The sequence below is a fragment of the Mucilaginibacter galii genome (assembly GCF_014635825.1).
GTDB classification, from domain to species: Bacteria; Bacteroidota; Bacteroidia; order Sphingobacteriales; family Sphingobacteriaceae; genus Mucilaginibacter; species Mucilaginibacter galii.
Map to the genome: position 1 here is coordinate 194,152 of NZ_BMDO01000003.1, position 20,334 is coordinate 214,485.

The window sequence follows — 20,334 nt, forward strand, 5'->3', positions numbered from 1 at the left end:
AACGGGAAAATTAAATTTGCTTAAGGTGTAAAAAAGGCAATGTTTAATTATGAGATATGTGTGTTTTGCAAAATTTTATTAAAAAAACTTATTGTTTTTTGTTTTAATAATGCTAAATTTATAAAAACTTAATTAAATATTCACTTAATGATCAAAAACTAAACCCAAAAGACAAAAAAGCATGGAAAATTCGTTTAAAAGGTATCTCCCCTTCATTGTGTTGCTGCTTATTGCGGTCGCATCTATTTTTATTCCCGCAGTTCCCGACTTTGCCGACACTTCAAAGTATAACGGCGCTGATATTGCCTGGATAATTGTAGCCTCAGCTTTAGTATTTTTAATGACACCAGGACTGGCCTTCTTTTATGGCGGTATGGTTACGCGTAAAAATGTGTTGTCTACCATGATCAAGAGCGTGGTAGCGGCCGGAGTAGTAACAGTATTATGGATCGTGGTAGGTTACAGCCTATGCTTTGGCGATTCTATCGGTGGTTTTATTGGCGATCCGCGTACACACCTGTTCTTTAAAGGTGTAAACTCAAGCGGCCCGTGGGATCTGGCTCCAACCATTCCGCGTTCGTTATTTGCAGTGTTCCAGTTAATGTTTGCCATTATTACACCAGGTTTGGTGGTTGGTGCCATTGCCGAGCGTATCCGCTTTACTTCTTACATTTTATTTACCGTATTATTCAGCTTACTGGTTTACGCCCCATTGGCACACTGGAGCTGGCATCCAAAAGGCTTTTTAGCCGTGATGGGTGTTTGGGATTTTGCAGGTGGTACTGTAGTACACATCAGCGCAGGTTGCGCTGCTTTGGCAGGTGCCATTGTATTAAAACGCCGTAAAGCACACATCGATGGTTTGGCTATCCCTCCGGCTAACATACCTTATGTATTAATAGGTACAGGTTTACTGTGGTTTGGCTGGTTTGGTTTCAATGCAGGTTCGGCTTTAGGTGCAAACTCGTTAGCGGTATCGGCTTTCTTAACCACCAACACTGCTGCAGGTGCTGCCGGTTTATCATGGATGTTCTTTGATGTACTGCGTGGCAAAAAGCCATCGGTTTTAGGTTTTTGTATTGGTGCCGTAGTTGGTTTGGTGGCTATTACGCCGGGTGCAGGTTTTGTGGCTATTCCGCAAAGTATCTTCATTGGCTTTATTGCTGCCATTGTATCTAACTTAGTTGCACACTGGAAAACTACGACTAGTTTAGATGATATGCTTGATGTATTCCCTTGCCATGGTGTAGGCGGTATAGTAGGTATGATTTTAACCGGTGTTTTTGCTACTAAAACTGTAAATGCTGCCGGCCCTAACGGTGCGCTTTATGGCGATGTAGGCTTTTTAATTACCCAATTAAAAGGTTTAGCCGTTGTAGTACCTTTCAGCTTTATCATGTCATTCCTGATCTTTAAACTGGTTAACATCATCGAGCCTATTCGGGTTACTACCGAAGAAGAAGAGCTTGGTTTAGATGCCAGCCAACACGACGAGCGTTATACATCACAACGCCTTACCGTATAATATTTAATGAAAGCGCTGCTAAATTTATTGATGCGGCGCTTTCATTATCCTCTTTTTACTGACCAAAATTTTATTGTGCTAAACTAACCCGGCTTTAAGCAAAAAACAGCCGGATAGCCAATGCTACGTTCTTTACATAAGACTTTCAACTAACCATAAATAATTAATAACTAAGTAGTTAATTACTCAAATTATCACATATGAAAAAGAAATTTTTACTTGCAGGTGCTTTCTTAATGGCGTCAACGTACTTTGTCCAGGCGCAGGACACTACAAAAACGGCCGCCGACCCGGGGCTTACCTTTTTTGGTTCGGTAGATACCTATTATAAGTACGACTTTGCCGGCAGAAAAAACGCGAACATTGCCACCAGTTTTGCTAACGAATCTAATTCCGTATCTATAGGTATGATAGATTTGGGCGTAAAAAAGAAATATAGCAAAGCCTTATTCGTGGGCGAATTATCGTTCGGTCCGCGCGGTCAGGGTCAGTCTATTCCCAATCAGGACATTACTTCCGGTATAGATCTGCAAAACGGTAATCCTGTTTTAGGTACCCAAAGCTTCCACATTCAAAATCTGTACGTAGGTTACGATTTAACTGATAAGTTGAATGTTACGGCAGGTTACATGGCCACCTTTGTGGGTTATGAAGTAATTGCACCTACGGGTAATTTCAATTACTCAACTTCTTACCTCTTCACTAACGGCCCGTTCCAAAACGCAGGTTTAAAGTTAACCTATGCCTTTAGCGATAAAGTAAGTTTAATGGGTGGTATTTTTAACGATTACTGGAACACCTATCAATCAAGCCGTGAGGTATCAACCGTTGGCGGACAGTTAATGGTGAGCCCGGTTAAAGGCTGGACCGCTTACCTGAACGTATTAAGCGGTAAGTTTTCGGGCACTGAGTTTGACCTGACCACTGCCTATCAGATCACCGATATGTTTAAATTAGGTTTGAACGCAGCCACTTTTTCGGCACCGGATGATGCCGGCGGCTTTGCCGGTGTAGCGCTTTACCCGCAGTACGCCGTATCAAAAGCGGTAACTTTGGGTTTAAGAGGCGAATACTTTAAAAACAAAGCAAAAACAGGCGGCACATATTCTAATATCCGCCCGGGCGATGATGTGAAAGCCTTTACTTTAACTGCTAACGTAAAAGCAGGCGGATTAACGTTTATTCCCGAAGTTCGTTTAGATAATGCTAAAACCGATCGCTCTTTCATTAAGAGTAATGGAATGCCGTCAAAATCGGCCGGTCAATTTGCCTTAGCCGCTGTGTATGCGTTTTAATTAAAAAACTAAATTACATTTGAGGGCCGTCGATATTTAATCGTGACGGCCCTTTTTATATTATGAAAACTATCATCCTGTTAATATTAGCCCTAAGTGCCTGCTCGTTAAGTTACGGTCAAAAGGCCTTGCTGTCCTTAAACGAACAAAATAAGTATACTTACTTTGTAGTGAAACCTGCCCCGCTACAACCCAACGCTGCCGCCTTAGCTGCCTACATAAAAAAAGCGGTTACCGGTGTAAAATTTTTAGAGGCTAATTACGCAGGTGGTGTTGAAGGCAGAGGTATAGTGCTGGTGTACAAGCAAGGATTAGTTACCGGGCAGGAAGAAGGACACTTAGCTTACAACGTGAGCATCGATTTTAAGGACAATAAGTACCGGCTTATTTTAACCGACTTTATGTATACGCCATACCAGCGCAACCGTTATGGTGTGTTTGCCCCGATGAACAATGTTGGCACCCCGTTAGAAAAGCTGGAAGCTAAGGTTAGCGCTAAGCAACTGAACGCATACCTGGATAAGTTGGGAAGCTATGGTGCCAAATTAAGCGGGCAAGTAAGTGATTATTTAACTAACCCGGCAACTGTAAAGCCCAATCCGGCCACACTTAAGAAGATTGACACTAAAAACTGGTAAAGTTTGGCCAAATTATGCTGAAAACCAAAGTGTTAAGAAATGTTAAATGGCATAAAAAACTGATAGAATTTTCAAAAAACAGGTGTTTAAGATAAAAAAGTTGTTGCAACGTGTATTTATAAATATTTTTTTTTGAATAATACATTTGAGGCAAATAATAGCAATGCGCTGGTGTTATATTTAAAATATAATTTCAATCGATATGCTAAACTCAAAATTTGATTTGTACAAGAGCGAGTGGCTCGATCTTGTATTTGCCGACCGCAACAAAAGTTATGGCGCTTATGATCTCCGCAACCATTACGGCGATAATATGATGAAGGCGCTGGCTATTACCGTGCTGGGCTTTACAGTCGCGGCCATATCATTTACCATTGCGTTTAAGCATGATGTGGTGCCGGATTATATTGAGAGGAAGCAAGAGGTGCATATTGCGCCGCCTATCTTCGAAAAGCCGAAGGTGGAAGAGCCTGTGAAGGCAAAATTGCGCGAGCAACCTATCAAATCAGACGCTCCTAAAACACCTGTGGCTCCGCAGGTAAACATGAATACTCAGCGGGTATTGCCGCCAAAAATCACAACCGAGCCGGTAACCACTGAACTGCCTGTTATTGATATGAGTAAGCAGATTAGTAATGTGAATAACACCGTTGATCCAACAAAGCCAACTACAGGGATTTTAGATGGTACCAACACACTAGGTAACAAAGGTACGCCGGCGGGCACACCCACTGGAAATTCTGACGGAAATATTATTTTCGATGGAGGGCTTGATATAATGCCTGAGCCGTTCGGAGGTTCTGCAGCCTGGAGCAAATTTATCCAAAGAACATTGCGTTACCCTGAAACCGATATGGAAGGCCGTGTAACCATCAGTTTTATTGTAGAAAAAGATGGCCACCTGTCCGACATCCAGGTTGTAAAAGGCGTATCGGCAGACTTAGACCGCGAAGCGCTGCGTGTTATTAAACTGGCACCCGCATGGAAACCCGGCAAACAAAACGGACAACCCGTACGCGTTAGGTACACCATACCTATAGTATTTCAAATGAACCAGTAATTGTTTTTTTAGATAAGTAGAGAGTGAGGCGTCCCCTGGGTTAGGGGGCGCTTTTTTGTTGATGGCATCGGCCAGCTTACTAATTCATAATGTGCATAATAATCGCTTTTCGTTGTGTTTTAAATGGAGGCTATTTGCCGCAAAACATTATTTTTGTAGGCTATGAGTATTTCAAAAACCTATCAGTTTAACGAAGTTGAAGATAAATGGTATAGCTACTGGTTAGAGCACAAATTTTTTAAATCGGTGCCCGACGAGCGCGAACCTTATACAATAGTAATTCCTCCGCCCAATGTTACCGGTGTGCTTCACATGGGCCATATGTTGAATAATACCATACAGGATGTATTAATTCGCCGCGCCCGCATGAAAGGTAAAAATGCTTGCTGGGTACCCGGAACCGATCATGCCAGTATAGCCACCGAAGCCAAAGTGGTAGCCATGCTTAAAGAGCGTGGCATTGCCAAAACCGACCTTACCCGCGAGGAGTTTTTGAGCTACGCCTGGGAATGGAAGGAAAAATATGGCGGCATCATCCTCGAGCAATTAAAAAAGTTAGGTGCTTCGTGCGATTGGGATCGTACCCGTTTTACCATGGAGCCTGATATGAGCGCTGCGGTAATTGATACCTTTATCCATCTCCACAAAAAAGGCCTCATTTACCGCGGCGTACGCATGGTAAACTGGGACCCCAAAGGCCTAACCGCCGTAAGCGACGAAGAAGTTATCCGCAAAGAAGTTAACCAGAAGCTTTATTATATACGGTATGAGGTTGCGGGGAGCGAGGATTTAGGAGCGAGGATAAAAGATGGAGCGAAGAGCGAAGTAGAAGGAGTGAGGAGCGAAGATTCCGCAACCCGCACCCCGCGCCCCGCAACTTCTGAAGCCCCCGCCACTTATATAACCATTGCCACCACCCGTCCGGAAACTATTATGGCCGATAGTGCTATTTGTATTAACCCGAATGATGAGCGTTATACGCACCTGCATGGCAAAACGGTGTATGTGCCTTTGATCAATCGTGCCATTCCGGTTATACTGGATGAGTACGTAACCATGGATTTTGGTACAGGTTGCCTGAAAGTTACCCCAGCGCACGATTTGAACGATTATGAACTGGGTCAAAAGCACAACCTGCCGGTTATAGATATTTTAAACGACAACGGAACACTAAATGAGAAAGCCGCAATACTTATAGGCGAAGACCGCTTTGCTGCCCGTAAAAAGATAGCCGTACTGTTAGAAGAAGCCGGCGCGCTGGAAAAGGTGGAAGATTACAAATCGCAGATTGGTTTTTCGGAACGTACAGATGCAGTTATAGAGCCTAAGCTGTCTATGCAATGGTTTTGCAAAATGACCGAAATGGCTAAGCCTGCGCTCGATTATGTATTGAACGGTGAGGTAAAGCTTATTCCCGAAAAGTATATCAACACCTATCGGCACTGGATGGAGAACGTACGCGACTGGAATATTAGTCGCCAGCTATGGTGGGGGCAGCAAATACCGGCCTGGTACCTACCTAACGGACAATACGTAGTTGCCAAAACCGCCGAAGAAGCTTTAGCAGAAGCAAAGGCACTGACAACTGATAACTCACAACTTACAACTGCTGATTTACGTCAGGACGAAGACGTAGTAGATACCTGGTTCTCGTCGTGGTTATGGCCTATCTCGGTTTTTGATGGTTTTAAAGACCCTGAGAATGCAGATATTAACTATTACTACCCAACAAACGATCTGGTTACTGCTCCTGAAATTCTATTTTTCTGGGTAGCGCGTATGATCATGGCGGGGCATGAGTTTAAAGGGCAGGCACCGTTTAAGAATGTATACCTTACTGGTATCGTTCGCGATAAGCTGGGCCGCAAAATGTCCAAGTCGTTAGGTAACTCGCCCGACCCGATTGACCTCATCGGTAAATTTGGAGCCGACGGCGTTCGTGTGGGCATGCTGCTATGTTCACCTGCCGGTAACGATTTAATGTTTGATGAAAGCTATTGCGAACAGGGCCGCAACTTTGCCAATAAAATATGGAATGCCTTTAGGCTGGTAAAGGGCTGGGAGGTAAGTGAAGAACTGGAAAATCCTAATCAAACCGCTATTAGCTGGTTTAAAAACCGCTTTAACCAGGCTACTGCCGAAATTGAAGAGGCCTTTAAGGATTACCGCCTCAGCGAAGCCATTATGGCCGTTTACAAACTGGTATGGGACGATTTTTGCGCCTGGTACCTTGAAATGGTGAAGCCTGTTTACCAGCAGCCCATTGATGTTCAAACATTTAACGCTACTATTGGTTACTTTGAAGAGATTATAAAATTGCTGCATCCATTTATGCCGTTTATTACCGAGGAGTTATGGCATGATGAACTTTTTGGTACACGAACAGCCGAAGATTGCTGCATTGTTGCCCAATTACCATCAATTGAGGAATGGAATACCCAGCAGTTGAATCATTTCGAAAATGTTAAACAAGTAATTACAGAAATTCGTAATACACGTAATAATAAGAAGTTATCGCCAAAAGAAACACTTGATCTTTCGATTAAGCAGAGTTCGGATGTTAATTACGAAGCATATTTGCCAGTTATTAAAAAATTAGGTAACATTGGTAACATAAACTTTACAGAAGAAAAAGTAATCGGTGCGGTCAATTTTCTCGTATCTACCGATGAATTCTTTATACCGTTGAGTACCAATGTTGATGCCGGTGCAGAACTTTTGCGCTTACAAAAGGAAAAGGATTACTTGCTTGGATTTTTAAAGTCTGTTGATGCCAAACTTTCTAACGAAAAATTTGTCAATAACGCCAAGCCTGAAGTCATTGATAACGAACGTAAGAAAAAAGCAGACGCCGAGGCGAAGCTTAAAATAGTTGAAGATAATTTAAAGTTTTTGGCAAATTAATTGCAATGCGTTACTAACCAGGTTAAGTTTTTAGCACTAACTAAGTGCTTATGATAATTGTCGTGTAAATGCGAGCAGGTAAGTAAGTGCATTAATAATTATAAATGAGTAGCAAAGCAGGTTTTTTTAACCTCTCTATAAAGAATATATTGTCTGATGGGCAGTCGATGCTTACGCAGGCGCGTATTCGGCTGCTTTATTATGGGTTATTAATTGTATCGGTTGCTGTTAGTGCCATACTCTTAAGCGTATGGAATTTAAATCAAACTGCCCTAACGTCAATGTGTGCGGGCGTTTTGTTCCTTGCTATTGTTTTATTTAAGTATCTAACCTGGCGGGGCGATTGGAAATTCGTTTCGCATACGCTGCTCCTCATGGGCACGCTTATTAATCTGGCCGATGCCTTTGTCATTTTCCAAAAAATAGACATCCTGTCTATTCAACTGGTGCTGATGATCATCATTTTTAGCTTTTACATGCTTGGGCAAAATTGGGGGCTGTTGTACTCCATGCTTAACCTTACGCCGGTATTGCTGTTTATGGTATATACTTACAGCCATATTTATATTATTGATATCAGGCCCGAGCATCTCGACCAGTCTACCATTATTTTAAGTGTGCTGGCCAACTTTGCGATCATGGTGTATATCCATAATCACTTTTATAATGCTTTTCTTAAAAATATCATCAAGCTTAAAAAAACCAGCGAAGATCAAAGCCGGTTAAATGAAAATCTTGAGATTGCTATAGATAAGGCCGAAAAGTCATCGCTGGCAAAATCGGAGTTTTTGTCTACTATGTCGCACGAGATACGTACGCCGCTGAATGCTGTGATAGGGATGAGCAACCTGCTTATGATGGGTAACCCCAGGCCCGATCAGGAAGAAAATCTGGAAATTCTCAAATTTTCTGCAAGTAACTTGCTGGCCATTGTAAACGATGTGCTCGATTTTAACAAGATCGAATCGGGTAAGGTGGTGTTTGAAAACATACGCTTTAATTTGACCGAGCTTATGCATAACATCTGCGGCGGGCAAATTATTAAGGCCAACGAAAAAGGGCTTATTTTTAAGCTTAAGATAGATGACGTGCTTCGCAATAAGATCGTTATAGGCGATCCTACACGCATTACCCAAATCATTTTTAACCTGGTAAGCAACGCCATTAAGTTTACGCGCCAGGGGTATGTAGAGGTAAAAGTACATTGCATGGAAGACCGCCATAACCAGGTTATTATCCGTTTTTCTGTTAAAGACTCGGGTATTGGTATTGAGCGCGATAATTTGAACGCCATATTTGAACCTTTCACCCAAGAATCTATTACTACCACACGTAAATATGGTGGTACTGGTTTAGGATTAGCCATTGTTAAACGCCTGCTCGAACTGCGCGGCGTAAACATGGAAGTTATGAGCAAGCCAGGGCAGGGTTCAGAGTTTTCGTTCAACCTTGATTTACCAGTGGCTACCGAAAAGTTAGAGGAACCTGCAGCCCAGCCAAGTATTGTTTTTGATGCCGATCAAACGTTGAATAATTTGCACATTTTAGTGGCTGAAGATAACATGGTGAATACCATGCTCATGAAAAAATTCTTCTCTAAGTGGCAGGTACAATCATCATTTGCCGAAAACGGTGAACGGGCTGTTGAAATGATGCAGTACGGAAACTTTGATATTGTATTGATGGATTTGCAAATGCCGGTACTTAACGGTTTTGATGCTGCCATGGAAATACGCAGAATGCCCGATGCACAAAAAGCAAGCATTCCTATTATTGCCCTTACAGCATCGGCCTTGACAGATATACGTGAAAAGGTTTTTAACGCCGGCATGAATGATTATGTATCTAAACCTTTCAAACCCGAAGAGTTGAAAGAAAAGATCGTTACCCTGGTTAAGCGTAAATCGTTGCTCAGATCTAAATCGCAGTCGGTTTAAAGGCTTCCATAATCTGGCGGTTGCTCCAAAAATTGATAGGCACTATTCTCGAAATCAATACTACAATAGTAATGTTGCAAGCCGTTAGTTACCGCCAAAATTTTTATCCTGTGCGTTATATTGTATCGGGCTATCTGGTCAAAAACTTTCTGATCTATAACTACGTCGGGCGCTTTGCACTCTACCATCAATATCTTCTGCCCTTGCGCATTAAACACCACAATGTCTGATCGTTTTTGCATGCCGTGCAGCCGTAAGCCGCCTTCTAACTTAATTAAGCTTTTAGGATAACCTTTTACCCTGATGAGGTATTGCACAAAATGCTGGCGAACCCATTCCTCGGGTGTAAGCATGATCTGCTTTTTACGTATCTCGTCAAAAATGAAAAGCTGGCCGTTTTGGTCGGTTAGTTTAAAGGGGTAGGGCGGTAAGGCTAAGGGCAGCAGCAGTTCCATGAGTGGCAAAATTCATCAATAAATCTGCCAAATCCTAATGGCTAATTCGTAAATTGCAGCGCTTAAAATGACCGCCAACGATATCCTCAAAGACGTAAAGAACCGCAAGTTCAAACCCCTGTATCTGTTGCATGGCGAAGAACCTTATTTTATTGATCATATCAGCAATTATATGGAAAGCCATATACTATCTGATGCAGAGAAGGGCTTTAATCAAACCGTTTTATACGGCAAGGATACCGATATTATGGCGGTGCTCAATGCTGCCAAACGTTACCCCATGATGGCCGATTACCAGGTGATCATTGTAAAGGAAGCGCAAGACATGAAATGGGGTAAAGAGGATGGCGATAAGAAAGGCATTAATCCTGTATTAAGCTATTTAGAAAACCCGTTGAGCAGCACCATATTGGTGTTTTGCTATAAATACGGAAAGTTTGACAAGCGTAAAAAAGCTTACAAGGCCATAGATAAGAACGGGCTTATTTTTGAGTCGGCTTCTTTATACGATAACAAGATTCCCGCCTGGATAGAAAGCTACGTTGCCGACAAAAAGTACCGTATTAGTGCACAAGCTGCGGCTATGCTTTGTGAATACCTGGGTAACGATCTGTCGAAGATTGCAAATGAACTGGATAAACTGATGCTGAACATTGCCGCAGGGCAGGAGATAGGTTTAAAAGACATTCAGGACAATATCGGCATCAGCAAAGAGTATAATGTGTTTGAACTGCAATCGGCCCTGGTTAAGCGCGATGTGTTAAAAGCCAATCAAATTATTAACTACTTCGAGGCAAATCCTAAGGCAAACCCTATTGTGCTGGTATTGGGTAATCTGAATAATTTTTTCAGCAAAGTGCTGCTTTACCATTACGTAAAAGACAAAAGCCCGCAAAATGTAGCCCGTGAGTTAGGCGTAAACCCTTACTTTATTAAAGATTACGAGCAGGCTGCCCGCAATTTTGACTATTACCGCTCCACCCAAATTATTGGCTGGCTAAGGGAGTACGATCTTAAAAGCAAAGGCGTAAACTCCAACGCCTCACACGGCGAACTGCTCAAAGAGCTGGTATTTAAGGTGCTGCATTAAAGATAGAAATAAGAGCCAAGAGTGAGGAGATATTACTTTAGATCTTGGCTCTTGTTTCTTAGCTCTTGGTTGTCACTTATTATTCGCCTGTATCCGGTTGGTAGTCTTCATCAAAAGCCAGGTCATCTTCGTTAAACTGTTTTACCTCTCCCGATTGGAGTTCAACTTCTACAGGGTCGCCGTCATTAAGCTGGTTGGTGTTTACAGTTCCCTTTTCATCAGTAAGGCTAATGATGACCTGATCGCCATATTCAAAAAGTCCGTTCTTCATAAATCAAAATTCTTACATTAGTTAACTGTTAATTTAAGTAAATGTTTAATCCGATCTTATTTAGCAGATTATTGGGTTTGCTGATTTATTTAATACGCAATTATGCCTAAGTCACACCTACAATCCGCATATTCGTGCTAATTTTATTGCAGAATACTACTGATACTTAATAACGCATGAATTCTCACTTACTGCTGGATGCAGAGGGCCATATTGTTTTTTTAGGTTCAACGTTCCAAATATGGTCGGGCTATACGGGTGCCGAACTGGATGGTAAATTGTTGCAAGACCATGTTTCCCCAAAATATGCAAAGCAAATAACTGGCTTTCTAAAGCATCCGCAGGTTAACGAAAATCTGCACTTTAACCGCGTGCCTTTTTTTGGAAAGGAAGGAATTATCTGGGTAGAGATCGTGTTAACGCATTTTCCAACGCCAAAAGACACACCTTACCAGGCCATGGTAAGCATCCGTTATGCCGAAGGAGAGGCCCATTCAGAAATTAACACCGTAAGTAAAGCACATGCTTCATTTTTTGCCGGCCATCCCTTTGGCATTATGCATTTAAATGGCGAAGGCCGGGTAACACAGATCAATCCTCAAATAAAGTTTGATACAGGGTATAACCTAACCGATTTAAAGCGCGAGCCTTTAACCACTTTTATAAGCGCTAAGTACCATTGGCAGGTATTGTGCGAATTTTTGCAGGCTAAACTACATGGTAAAGCTTCAACGTTTGATATAAAAGTACAAACCAAGAAGGGACAGTTACTTGATGTTAACTTTACCATAGTGCCGGTAGTATATCATGGCGAAACCTTGGAGATCTATCTCGTTATCAAAAACATTGCTCAGCGTATTGCCCTGCAGCAAAACTTGAAAAGATTATCTATTGTGGCCGATAAAGCCAGCGACGGTATAGCCATTTTGGATGGTGATTTTGCAATAGAGTTTGTAAACAACGGCTTTTGCCAAATAAGCGGCTATACGCAAAAAGAAGCAGTTGGCCGGCGCATTGGCGAATTGCTTAGGATGAAACAAGACGGTACCGTTTTGGCCCAAAAGGGTAGGGAAGAGATTTTGCGCGGCATTTCAATTGAAGAAGAAATTGAGTGTTATAGAAAAGACGGTACAATATACTGGAATTTGCTAAAACTCACTCCCATTATGAATGAGCATGGGCAAATGGAAATGTGCATTACCATTCATACCGATGTTACCGAAAAGAAGAAGGCCGAAATGGAATTACGCCTTTTGGCCGACGACCTTTACCGTCAAAATAAAGAGTTGCAACAGTTCGCCTACATCGTGTCGCATAATATGCGGTCGCCAGTGGCCAATATAGTAGGATTAGCTAACCTATTAGAGTTGTTTAAAGATGATGCCGAAACACAAGAACAAACACTTATAGAACTCAAAAAATCGGTAAACAACTTAGATACGGTTATTAAAGACCTCAGCTATATTTTAACCATTAACAATGCTAATAAAGAACTGCTTAAAGAGCCGGTGAACTTTCAAGACCTGTTGCAGCATGTGCTCATAGACCTGCAGCCACAGGTAATTGCTACCGATGCCGATATTATGGTTCCGGCCAAGGCATTAATGCTGCGTACCAACCGCGCTTATATGCACAGTATTTTTTATAATCTCATTAGCAATGCTATTAAGTACCGGTCGCACCAAAAGCCCTATATCAAAATAGATTTTTATCCGACCGAAGAGCACATGGTAATTTATGTGGCCGACAATGGTAAGGGTATAGATCTTAAAAAACACGCTCACGATTTGTTCAAACCTTACAAACGTTTTGATTTTAAGGTAGAAGGCAAGGGGCTGGGCCTTTTCCTGGTTAAAAGCCATGTAGAAGCGCTGGGTGGACATTTAACTTTAAAAAGTGAATTAAGTAAAGGATCCACCTTTTACATAAAGCTGCCTTTCGAGTAATTAAGAGGCTTTATCTGCACAATCTACTACAGACCGTATTTGGGCATCAAGGTCATTTACTGCTTTCTCCATTAAAAGCAAACTCTCTTTCGGCGATTTGTAGTTGTTCGCCTTTATTACATTCATTAACCCCAGTATAGAGGCTACGGGTTTACGGTAGCTGTGTGATTGTATGAATGCTATCTTCAGGAGTGAATCTTTTTGTGCTTGATTTTGAGCGGCCTGTAGCTTTTGTTCATGTATATTAACTGCACTATAAGTTACACTTACGGTATCTCCTTGCTCATTGGTAACAGGATGCAATGATATATCCCACCATTGCGGAGCTTTGCCTGCTGTTTTGATCAACACTTCTTTGCTGGTTCTTTTCCCTGCAAATGCACGCTTAATAAATTTCAAAAACTTATCTTTAAATGGAGTACTGATGTACTGTAACACACTTTTACCGGCTTCAATTTTTTTGGCTAAATGCTTTTTAACCGAGGCAGATGATGACTTATTAAAGTGTAGCACTTGCAAGGCTTTGTTAATTAAAATATGGCTTGTAGGCGAACTGTTTAAAAATGCGTTCAATTTACGCTCTGCAGCAACCGCATTTTCTTTATGAGTGTTAGGATGTACATGGCTTTGCTTGAAAGATTGAATACCTAAAAGCATTTCTAACATATGCATTACCTGCCTGGCAATAAAAGCCAACATTTCTTTTTGTTCGCCAGTTAGGGTTTGCGGTTTGGTACCATAAACACAAAGTGCTCCTAAATGGTAGCCATCGGTAGTAATGATAGATACTCCTGCATAAAACCTTATCCCTTTTACACCCCTAACCGAAGTATAATTCATAAAGCGCTCATCCAGCAGCGTGTTTTTTACTACCATCACTTTGGTAGTGCTAACAAGGTATTTGCAAAATGAGTCTTCGCGGCTTTGCTCATCTGCAGTGATGCCTAATGCACATTTAATCCATTGCACATGTTCGTCTATCAAAGAAACGCAAGACATCTTTACGTTACAAATTTTGGCTGCCAGTGCTACCAGGTCGTTTAATTCTTTATTCTCATCAAGTATTAAATCATGATATTGTTTAACAATGGCAAGTCTTTTAGGTTCGGCTATTATCATATGTGTAAGTATTTAGCTATCAATTTATTATTCGGCTGTGAACTGTATGTAACATAGCAATACAAGAGCCATCTTTACATAAGTTGCCCTGTGTTATCATGAGCCATATTTGACTATCAAGAGTAAATATGGGTGGTGTATATTAAGGTCATAAATTAGGAATTTAACTAATTTGTAAGTTGTTAGTTACGAGGGTTACAGCAGTAATTTATTGTGAGATAGCTTTAATATATGCTTGCAATTTTTCACCTTTACAGCTTGTTAAAGCGGAGTTTTTAAGCGCTTAACACTTACAAGTTGATATGCAATATTTTTTAGTCAAATCCGAACCGTTTAAATATAGCTGGGAAAAATTTAATGAGGATGGTCGTACCTTTTGGGACGGTGTTCGTAATTACCAGGCGCGCAACAATCTCAAACTGATGAAAGAGGGCGACCTGGTGCTTTATTACCACAGCAACGAGGGTAAGGCCGTAGTTGGTATAGCAAAGGTAGTTAAAGAAGCCTATCAGGACCCCACCACCGATGACAGCAATTGGGTAGTGGTTGACCTGGTACCGGTAGAGCCACTGAAAAAGCCGGTAACGCTGGAACAGATTAAAGCTGATGAGCAGTTGAAAGATATATCGTTGGTGAGGCAAGGCCGCCTCTCTGTAATGGGCCTCAAAGCCGAAGAATTTGACCGGATTATAGAGCTGGGAAGCTGATTGATGGGCAGATAAGCAAATGTGCAGATGTGCAAATCATTAGTGCTTTAAATGTGTTAAGTAAACAGCCTAAGCATTCACTCAATCACTAATTCAAGCATTCACTCATTAAATTATGCAATACAGAGCATTTAAAGATACGAAAATAGCCGAAGTAGGGTTAGGTACCTGGCAACTGGGCAGTGCCGATTGGGGTAATGTAGACGAAGAAGCCGCCCTGCAAATATTAAAGTCTTACACCGATGCCGGTGGTAATTTTATTGATACGGCCGATGTTTACGGCATGGGCGTAAGTGAAACCGTGATAGGCAAGTTTCTTAAATCGGTTGATAAAGACATTTATGTAGCCACCAAGTTAGGCCGCAGGGGCGATGCCGGTAATGGCTGGCCGCAAAACTTCACTTATGATGCCATGAAACGCCAGGCTGAAGACTCGTTACAGCACTTGGGGCTTTCGCAGCTTTTTTTAGAACAGTTGCACTGTATACCTACCGAAGAAATGCGTTCTGGTAAAGTATTCGACCATTTGCGTAAGTTACAGCAGCAAGGCTTGATCAAGCATTTTGGCGCCAGTGTTGAAACCAGTGAGGAAGCATTGCTTTGCCTGGAGCAGGAGGGATTGGCCTCGTTACAGATCATATTTAACCTGTTCCGCCAGCATGTGGCCGATGAGGTTTTTGCCAAGGCTAAAGAAAAAGGTGTGGCGTTAATTGTACGTGTGCCTTTAGCCAGTGGTTTATTGAGTGGCAAGTTTAAAGAAGACACGCAGTTTGGAGGTACCGACCACCGTAACTTTAATGCCAATGGGGAGGCGTTTAACGCAGGAGAAACATTTTCGGGTATAGATTTTAAAGAAGGTGTGAAGCTGGCCGGCGAAATAAAACAATTACTTCCCGACGAACGCATGGCACAATGGGCCATCCGTTGGATACTTGACCACCCCGAGGTAACTACCGTTATACCGGGGGCTTCTAAAATTAGCCAGGTAAACAGCAATGTAGAAGCATCAACCTTACCACCGCTTTCGCCGCAGGTTCATCAGCAATTAAGAAAGTTGTATGATGAGCAGATCAAGGGGCAAATAAGGGGGCATTTTTAGATTTACCAAGTGTCGTTGCGAGCGCAGCGTGGCAACCGCACCCGTTTATACCTGAATGCTTGCGATTGCCGCGTCGCTATCGCTCGTCGCAATGACATATTAGAACCTTCTGTATATATCTTTTAAAGTCCTCCCTCCCGGGGAGGATTTAGGAGGGGCCTACAACTCATGCTTAGCTGCCATAAACAAGGCCTTGAGCTCGGTGGCATCATTAGGTTCCATGCGGCCGCTTAATATGAGGCGTAATTGTCTGCGGCGTAAAGCCTCATCAAACAGGAGTTTTTCCTCTTCATTTTCAGGCTCAATTTCTGGTACGGCTACGGGTTTGCCGTCATCATCCAAAGCCACGAAGGTGTAGTAAGCCTGGTTGCTTTTCTCCTTGCCACCGGCCGGAATATTTTGTGCCCATACATCCAAACGCACTTCCATTGATTTGTTAAAAGCACGGGTTACTTTGGCCTCAATGGTTACGGCATCGCCCAGTTTAATAGATTTTTCGAAGGATACATTATCTACTGAAGCGGTAACTACCAAGCGGTTGCTATGCTTTTGAGCACTCATAGCTGCGGCAATATCCATCCAATACAGCAAGCGCCCACCCATCAGGTTGTGCATCATATTGGTATCATTCGGAAATACCAGTTCGTTCATTATCACTAAAGATTCCTGTGGCTTTTTGGCTTGCATAGAGGCAAAGATACAGTTTAGAAGCGGAGGTGCAAAGTGCGGAGAGCGAGGTAAAAAGTAGAAAGGTAGATAATGTTTTGTAGGTACAGGTCTTGAAATGCCTTGCACTTTACCCCGTAACCCGCAACTTCGCTCCTCGCACAACCCCGCTCTCCTATACCTATCTTCTCCCCGTATTAATCACTTTATATCCCACCAGTTCTTCCCAGCGCGAGCCGGGGGGGCGGTAGTAAACCAGGAGTTGATAGTCGTTTTCGGTTTCAAAGTAGCTACCTTCCAGTGGTTCGCTGCTGGCTTTGCCGCTGGCAGCGTCTACCCATACATATTGGTAATCGTAAACACCTTGTTTCAACAGTGCCTGCATAGTGTAGCGGTTACGCGTTGCATCGTATTGTAACTTGTTGGCGTTTGTTAACTCGTAATTGTTGAAACGCCCGGTGAGGTAAATATCTCCTTTAGGCAAAGTGGCAGATGGCGTAAAATTGAAGAACACGTAAACATAATCGGCATCGGTACGGGCATCGCGGCCGTCTTGGTTAATTACATAGTAACTGCCGTTAATATCGTACTGAAACAGGTAAGCGTTTTGATTGCGGCTTTCATCGCCCAGCAGTAAAACCGTATTAGCGGTGTCTTTAAAAATGCGGGCTATTCTTTCAGAGTTGAGTTTAAGTGTGCGGGTGTCAAAGTGCCTGAACTCATTGCCACCTGCAAAATCGTTGATGTTAAAATCGTTGTAAATCAATTGTGAGCCGCGCAAAAAGGTTGGCCGGGTATTGAGTATACTGGTTTCGGCCCTGCCATTTTGCATCACGAGTACTTTGATATCGTTATACGGGTTTTGTACGTTAAGGCCTGTGTAGGATGCCTCAAAGTTTATTTTTTGATTATTTAACCGCCTCGCTACGTTATTAGACGGAACAAAACTGGCCGCAATACCCACTGCCGAACTGGCTATGTATACCCGGCGGGTGATGATGAGCTTATTTTGGTCCGCATCCTCATACACCTTGAGCAGGTAATTGCCGGCCAGTTTGGGGATGATGTTTTGATTAGGGAATTTAACCTCGTAGTGAATATACTTTTGAACCGTACCGCTCGAATAGCTGTAATCTATAATGCGGTCTTCCATAAAGCTTTGCAGGTACTCGGCGGGCGATAACCGCGAAGAGTTCCAGCTGGCATCACAATGTTCCAGGCTATAATAATAACTGCGGCTGCGACCATCCAAATCGTCAAAAGCCAGTTGCAATTGTTCGTTACTGCGCAGGCTAATAATAGGGAAGGAACCTTGCTTGGCGGTATTATAGCACTCTACGCTTTTAATGCCGGCGCGGTAGGTGTGATCGGTATACTGGAGGGTGGTTTGGGCAAAGGCATGAGGTGCGAGGAAGAAAAGGATAACACAAAAATAACATGCTAAACTTAAACTGTCATGCTGAGCTTGTCGAAGCATTCGCCGCTTGGTGAGGTCTTCGACAGGCTCAGCATGACAGTAGTTTATTCTTGTCAATGACTTATCTTAAATTACGCTTCCAGTTCCATAATTTGCTCGGCCAGGGTTTCCCATTGCTGCTGTACCTGGTTAAGCGATGATTGCTTTTGCTGGTAGGTAGCGTTGGTTTCCTTAAGCTTGGCGGGGTTGTTGTAAACGCCATCTTCGGTCAGTTTACTTTCCAGTTGTTTAACCTCTTTCTCCAGGTCGGCAATTTGCTGTTCCATGCGGGTTAAATCGCCGTTAAGTTTTTTTAACTGCTTGTTCTTATCTTCAGAAGGCTGCTGCTTAACAGGCTCTTTTTTTACTTCTTTTTGTTGTAACTGAGGAATGGGTGCAGGTTTAGGTTCGTACTTGCGCTTGCTCATCCATTCTTCATATTCCTGGTAAGTGCCCGGGTATTCTTTGATCTTTTGATCTTCAATAAACCAGATCTTGTTGGCAATATTATCCAGGAAATACCTATCGTGCGATACCGCTATGAAAGTACCCTCATACTGCTGTAAAGCCTGAATCAAAATGTTTACCGAAGCCATGTCCAAGTGATTGGTAGGCTCATCCAGTATCAGGAAGTTGGCATCGGCGGTAAGGGCTTTAGCCAGGGCTACACGCGATTTTTCACCACCCGACAGTACCTTGATCTTCTTGAATACATCATCGCCCGTAAACAGGAACGAGCCCAAAATAGAGCGTAGTTCGGTATCAGAATGTTTAGGGGCAAAGCTTTGTAGCTCGGCAAGGATCTCGCTTTCCAGGTGTAACGATTCCAGTTGGTGCTGGGCAAAAAAGGTCTGCGTTACATTATAACCGGTTTCGCATTTACCTTCAAAGGTTTTATCGGCACCTGCAATAATGCGTAACAATGTGGATTTACCACGACCGTTAGCACCAATCAGCGCAATTTTGTCGCCTTTTTCAATGATGGCATCGGCATTGTCCAAAATTTGCAGGTTAGGATAGCTTTTGCTAATACCTTCAATAGCGGTCACGTTTCGGCCCGACTGCTTTCCAAACTTAAAGGTGAAGTTTACCGATGGATTGTCATCGTCCACATCATCTATGCGCTCCAGCTTATCTAATTGCTTAATGCGCGATTGTGCCATTTTAGCTTTAGATGCCTTGGCACGAAAACGCTCGATCAGACGTTCTTCCTGTTTAATTTTGGCCTGCTGGTTTTTAAATTCGCCACGCTGAATTTCTTCGCGCAGGCCTTTTTCTTCTAAGTAGAAGCTGTAGTTGCCTGCATAAACGGTTAACTTACCTTTACGGCTTTCAACGGTACGGTTAATTACCTTATCCAGAAACCATCTATCGTGCGATACGATAACGATGGCACCTTCAAAGCTGCGAAGGTAATCTTCCAACCAAACAATGGAGGGTAAGTCCAGGTGGTTGGTAGGCTCATCCAGCAATAAAATATCGGGGGCTTGCAACAGAATTTTGGCCAGCATTACACGCATACGCCATCCACCCGAGAAGGTGCTTAGTTTGCGCTCCTGGTCGGCATCGGCAAAGCCTAAACCTGCTAAAATCTCGTTTGCTTTATATTCAATGTTATAACCGTCTAACGCCTCAAACTCGTGCTGTTTATCGCTAAGCTTGTTTAGTAAGTCTTCGCTATAGTCGGTTTCCAGTTTCTTGAGTAAGGCTTCAATTTCGGTATGCAATTGGTTCTGGCGCTCAAAGGCTTCCATGGCCACATGCAAAATAGATTTGTCAGACGCATATGAAAGCAAATCCTGGTTAAGGTAACCCAGGGTTATATCCTTAGACATGGATATAGTACCCGAAGTGGGTTTGTAGTCGCCTACAATAATTTTAAGCAGTGTGGTTTTACCGGTTCCGTTGGCACCAATAAGGCCAATTTTTTCACCGGGTTTTATATGCCAGTTAGCTTCATCATACAGGGCACGCGCACCAATCTCGAACGTCAGGTTATTTATAGCAATCATTTACCTACAAATATACCTTTTTTGGCCGAAAGGATAAAGGCGAAAGGTTAAGGGCAATGTCAAAAAGCTGAATGCTGTAGAAACACGTATAAATATATAAAAATCGGATAAAATACAGCGGGTAGTATATTTTACTTGCAAATATTTATCTTGT

General features: G+C 42.6%; 16 protein-coding genes. 10 read left to right on the forward strand and 6 right to left on the reverse strand.

Annotation, left to right across the window (positions count from 1 at the left end; all coding sequences use genetic code 11):
• Nucleotides 1-181: 181 nt before the first annotated feature.
• The 6 genes from IEV61_RS07705 to IEV61_RS07730 all read left to right on the forward strand — a co-directional run bounded on the left by IEV61_RS07705 (nucleotide 182) and on the right by IEV61_RS07730 (nucleotide 9,359).
• Entirely contained in the window at nucleotides 182-1,525 is a 1,344-nt protein-coding gene (locus tag IEV61_RS07705) for an ammonium transporter (RefSeq protein ID WP_188415377.1), read from the forward strand.
• A 200-nt stretch (nucleotides 1,526-1,725) separates the two neighbouring features.
• Nucleotides 1,726-2,820: an outer membrane beta-barrel protein gene (locus IEV61_RS07710; protein ID WP_188415379.1), complete on the forward strand. Its 1,095-nt coding sequence runs from the start codon at nucleotides 1,726-1,728 to the stop codon at nucleotides 2,818-2,820.
• Nucleotides 2,821-2,882: 62 nt separating this feature from the next.
• A complete protein-coding gene (locus IEV61_RS07715) occupies nucleotides 2,883-3,458 on the forward strand; it encodes a hypothetical protein (RefSeq protein WP_188415381.1) in 576 nt (191 codons plus the stop codon).
• A 202-nt stretch (nucleotides 3,459-3,660) separates the two neighbouring features.
• Nucleotides 3,661-4,518, forward strand: a complete 858-nt coding sequence (locus IEV61_RS07720; protein ID WP_188415383.1) for an energy transducer TonB — start codon at nucleotides 3,661-3,663, stop codon at nucleotides 4,516-4,518.
• 162 nt (nucleotides 4,519-4,680) lie between these two features.
• Nucleotides 4,681-7,422: a valine--tRNA ligase gene (locus tag IEV61_RS07725; protein ID WP_188415389.1), complete on the forward strand. Its 2,742-nt coding sequence runs from the start codon at nucleotides 4,681-4,683 to the stop codon at nucleotides 7,420-7,422.
• Nucleotides 7,423-7,526: 104 nt separating this feature from the next.
• Nucleotides 7,527-9,359, forward strand: coding sequence for an ATP-binding protein (locus IEV61_RS07730; protein ID WP_188415391.1), 1,833 nt, complete (start codon nucleotides 7,527-7,529; stop codon nucleotides 9,357-9,359).
• Here the strand turns inward: IEV61_RS07730 and IEV61_RS07735 are convergent.
• Complete coding sequence (locus IEV61_RS07735) at nucleotides 9,356-9,814, reverse strand: type I restriction enzyme HsdR N-terminal domain-containing protein (protein WP_188415393.1); 459 nt, start codon at nucleotides 9,812-9,814, stop codon at nucleotides 9,356-9,358. The two genes, IEV61_RS07730 and IEV61_RS07735, sit on opposite strands and share 4 nt — an antisense overlap.
• A 67-nt stretch (nucleotides 9,815-9,881) precedes the next feature.
• Here IEV61_RS07735 and holA point away from each other — a divergent pair, with 67 nt between their 5' ends.
• Nucleotides 9,882-10,904, forward strand: a complete 1,023-nt coding sequence (gene holA / locus IEV61_RS07740) for a DNA polymerase III subunit delta (protein WP_188415395.1) — start codon at nucleotides 9,882-9,884, stop codon at nucleotides 10,902-10,904.
• A 79-nt stretch (nucleotides 10,905-10,983) separates the two neighbouring features.
• Here holA and IEV61_RS07745 read toward each other — a convergent pair whose 3' ends face one another.
• Nucleotides 10,984-11,175, reverse strand: a complete 192-nt coding sequence (locus IEV61_RS07745; RefSeq protein WP_188415397.1) for a hypothetical protein — start codon at nucleotides 11,173-11,175, stop codon at nucleotides 10,984-10,986.
• Between the two features lie 176 nt (nucleotides 11,176-11,351).
• On the opposite strand from IEV61_RS07745, the gene IEV61_RS07750 reads away from it, so the two are divergent.
• On the forward strand, nucleotides 11,352-13,121 hold the full coding sequence (locus IEV61_RS07750) for a PAS domain-containing protein (RefSeq protein WP_188415399.1): 1,770 nt from the start codon (nucleotides 11,352-11,354) through the stop codon (nucleotides 13,119-13,121).
• On the opposite strand, the gene IEV61_RS07755 is transcribed toward IEV61_RS07750, so the two are convergent.
• On the reverse strand, nucleotides 13,122-14,240 hold the full coding sequence (locus IEV61_RS07755) for a GAF domain-containing protein (RefSeq protein WP_188415401.1): 1,119 nt from the start codon (nucleotides 14,238-14,240) through the stop codon (nucleotides 13,122-13,124).
• 302 nt (nucleotides 14,241-14,542) lie between these two features.
• Between IEV61_RS07755 and IEV61_RS07760 the strand changes: the two genes are divergently transcribed.
• Together IEV61_RS07760 and IEV61_RS07765 are read left to right on the forward strand one after the other, a co-directional pair.
• The gene (locus IEV61_RS07760) at nucleotides 14,543-14,947 is read left to right on the forward strand and encodes an EVE domain-containing protein (RefSeq protein WP_188415403.1); all 405 of its coding nucleotides are present in this window, start codon (nucleotides 14,543-14,545) and stop codon (nucleotides 14,945-14,947) included.
• Between the two features lie 115 nt (nucleotides 14,948-15,062).
• On the forward strand, nucleotides 15,063-16,046 hold the full coding sequence (locus tag IEV61_RS07765) for an aldo/keto reductase (protein WP_188415406.1): 984 nt from the start codon (nucleotides 15,063-15,065) through the stop codon (nucleotides 16,044-16,046).
• Between the two features lie 159 nt (nucleotides 16,047-16,205).
• Here IEV61_RS07765 and IEV61_RS07770 read toward each other — a convergent pair whose 3' ends face one another.
• From IEV61_RS07770 to IEV61_RS07780, 3 genes are all read right to left on the reverse strand, one after another.
• Nucleotides 16,206-16,733: an acyl-CoA thioesterase gene (locus tag IEV61_RS07770; protein ID WP_188415408.1), complete on the reverse strand. Its 528-nt coding sequence runs from the start codon at nucleotides 16,731-16,733 to the stop codon at nucleotides 16,206-16,208.
• Nucleotides 16,734-16,893: 160 nt separating this feature from the next.
• A complete protein-coding gene (locus IEV61_RS07775) occupies nucleotides 16,894-18,189 on the reverse strand; it encodes a type IX secretion system plug protein (protein ID WP_188415410.1) in 1,296 nt (431 codons plus the stop codon).
• Between the two features lie 71 nt (nucleotides 18,190-18,260).
• Nucleotides 18,261-20,180: an ABC-F family ATP-binding cassette domain-containing protein gene (locus IEV61_RS07780; RefSeq protein ID WP_188415412.1), complete on the reverse strand. Its 1,920-nt coding sequence runs from the start codon at nucleotides 20,178-20,180 to the stop codon at nucleotides 18,261-18,263.
• Nucleotides 20,181-20,334 lie beyond the last annotated feature (154 nt).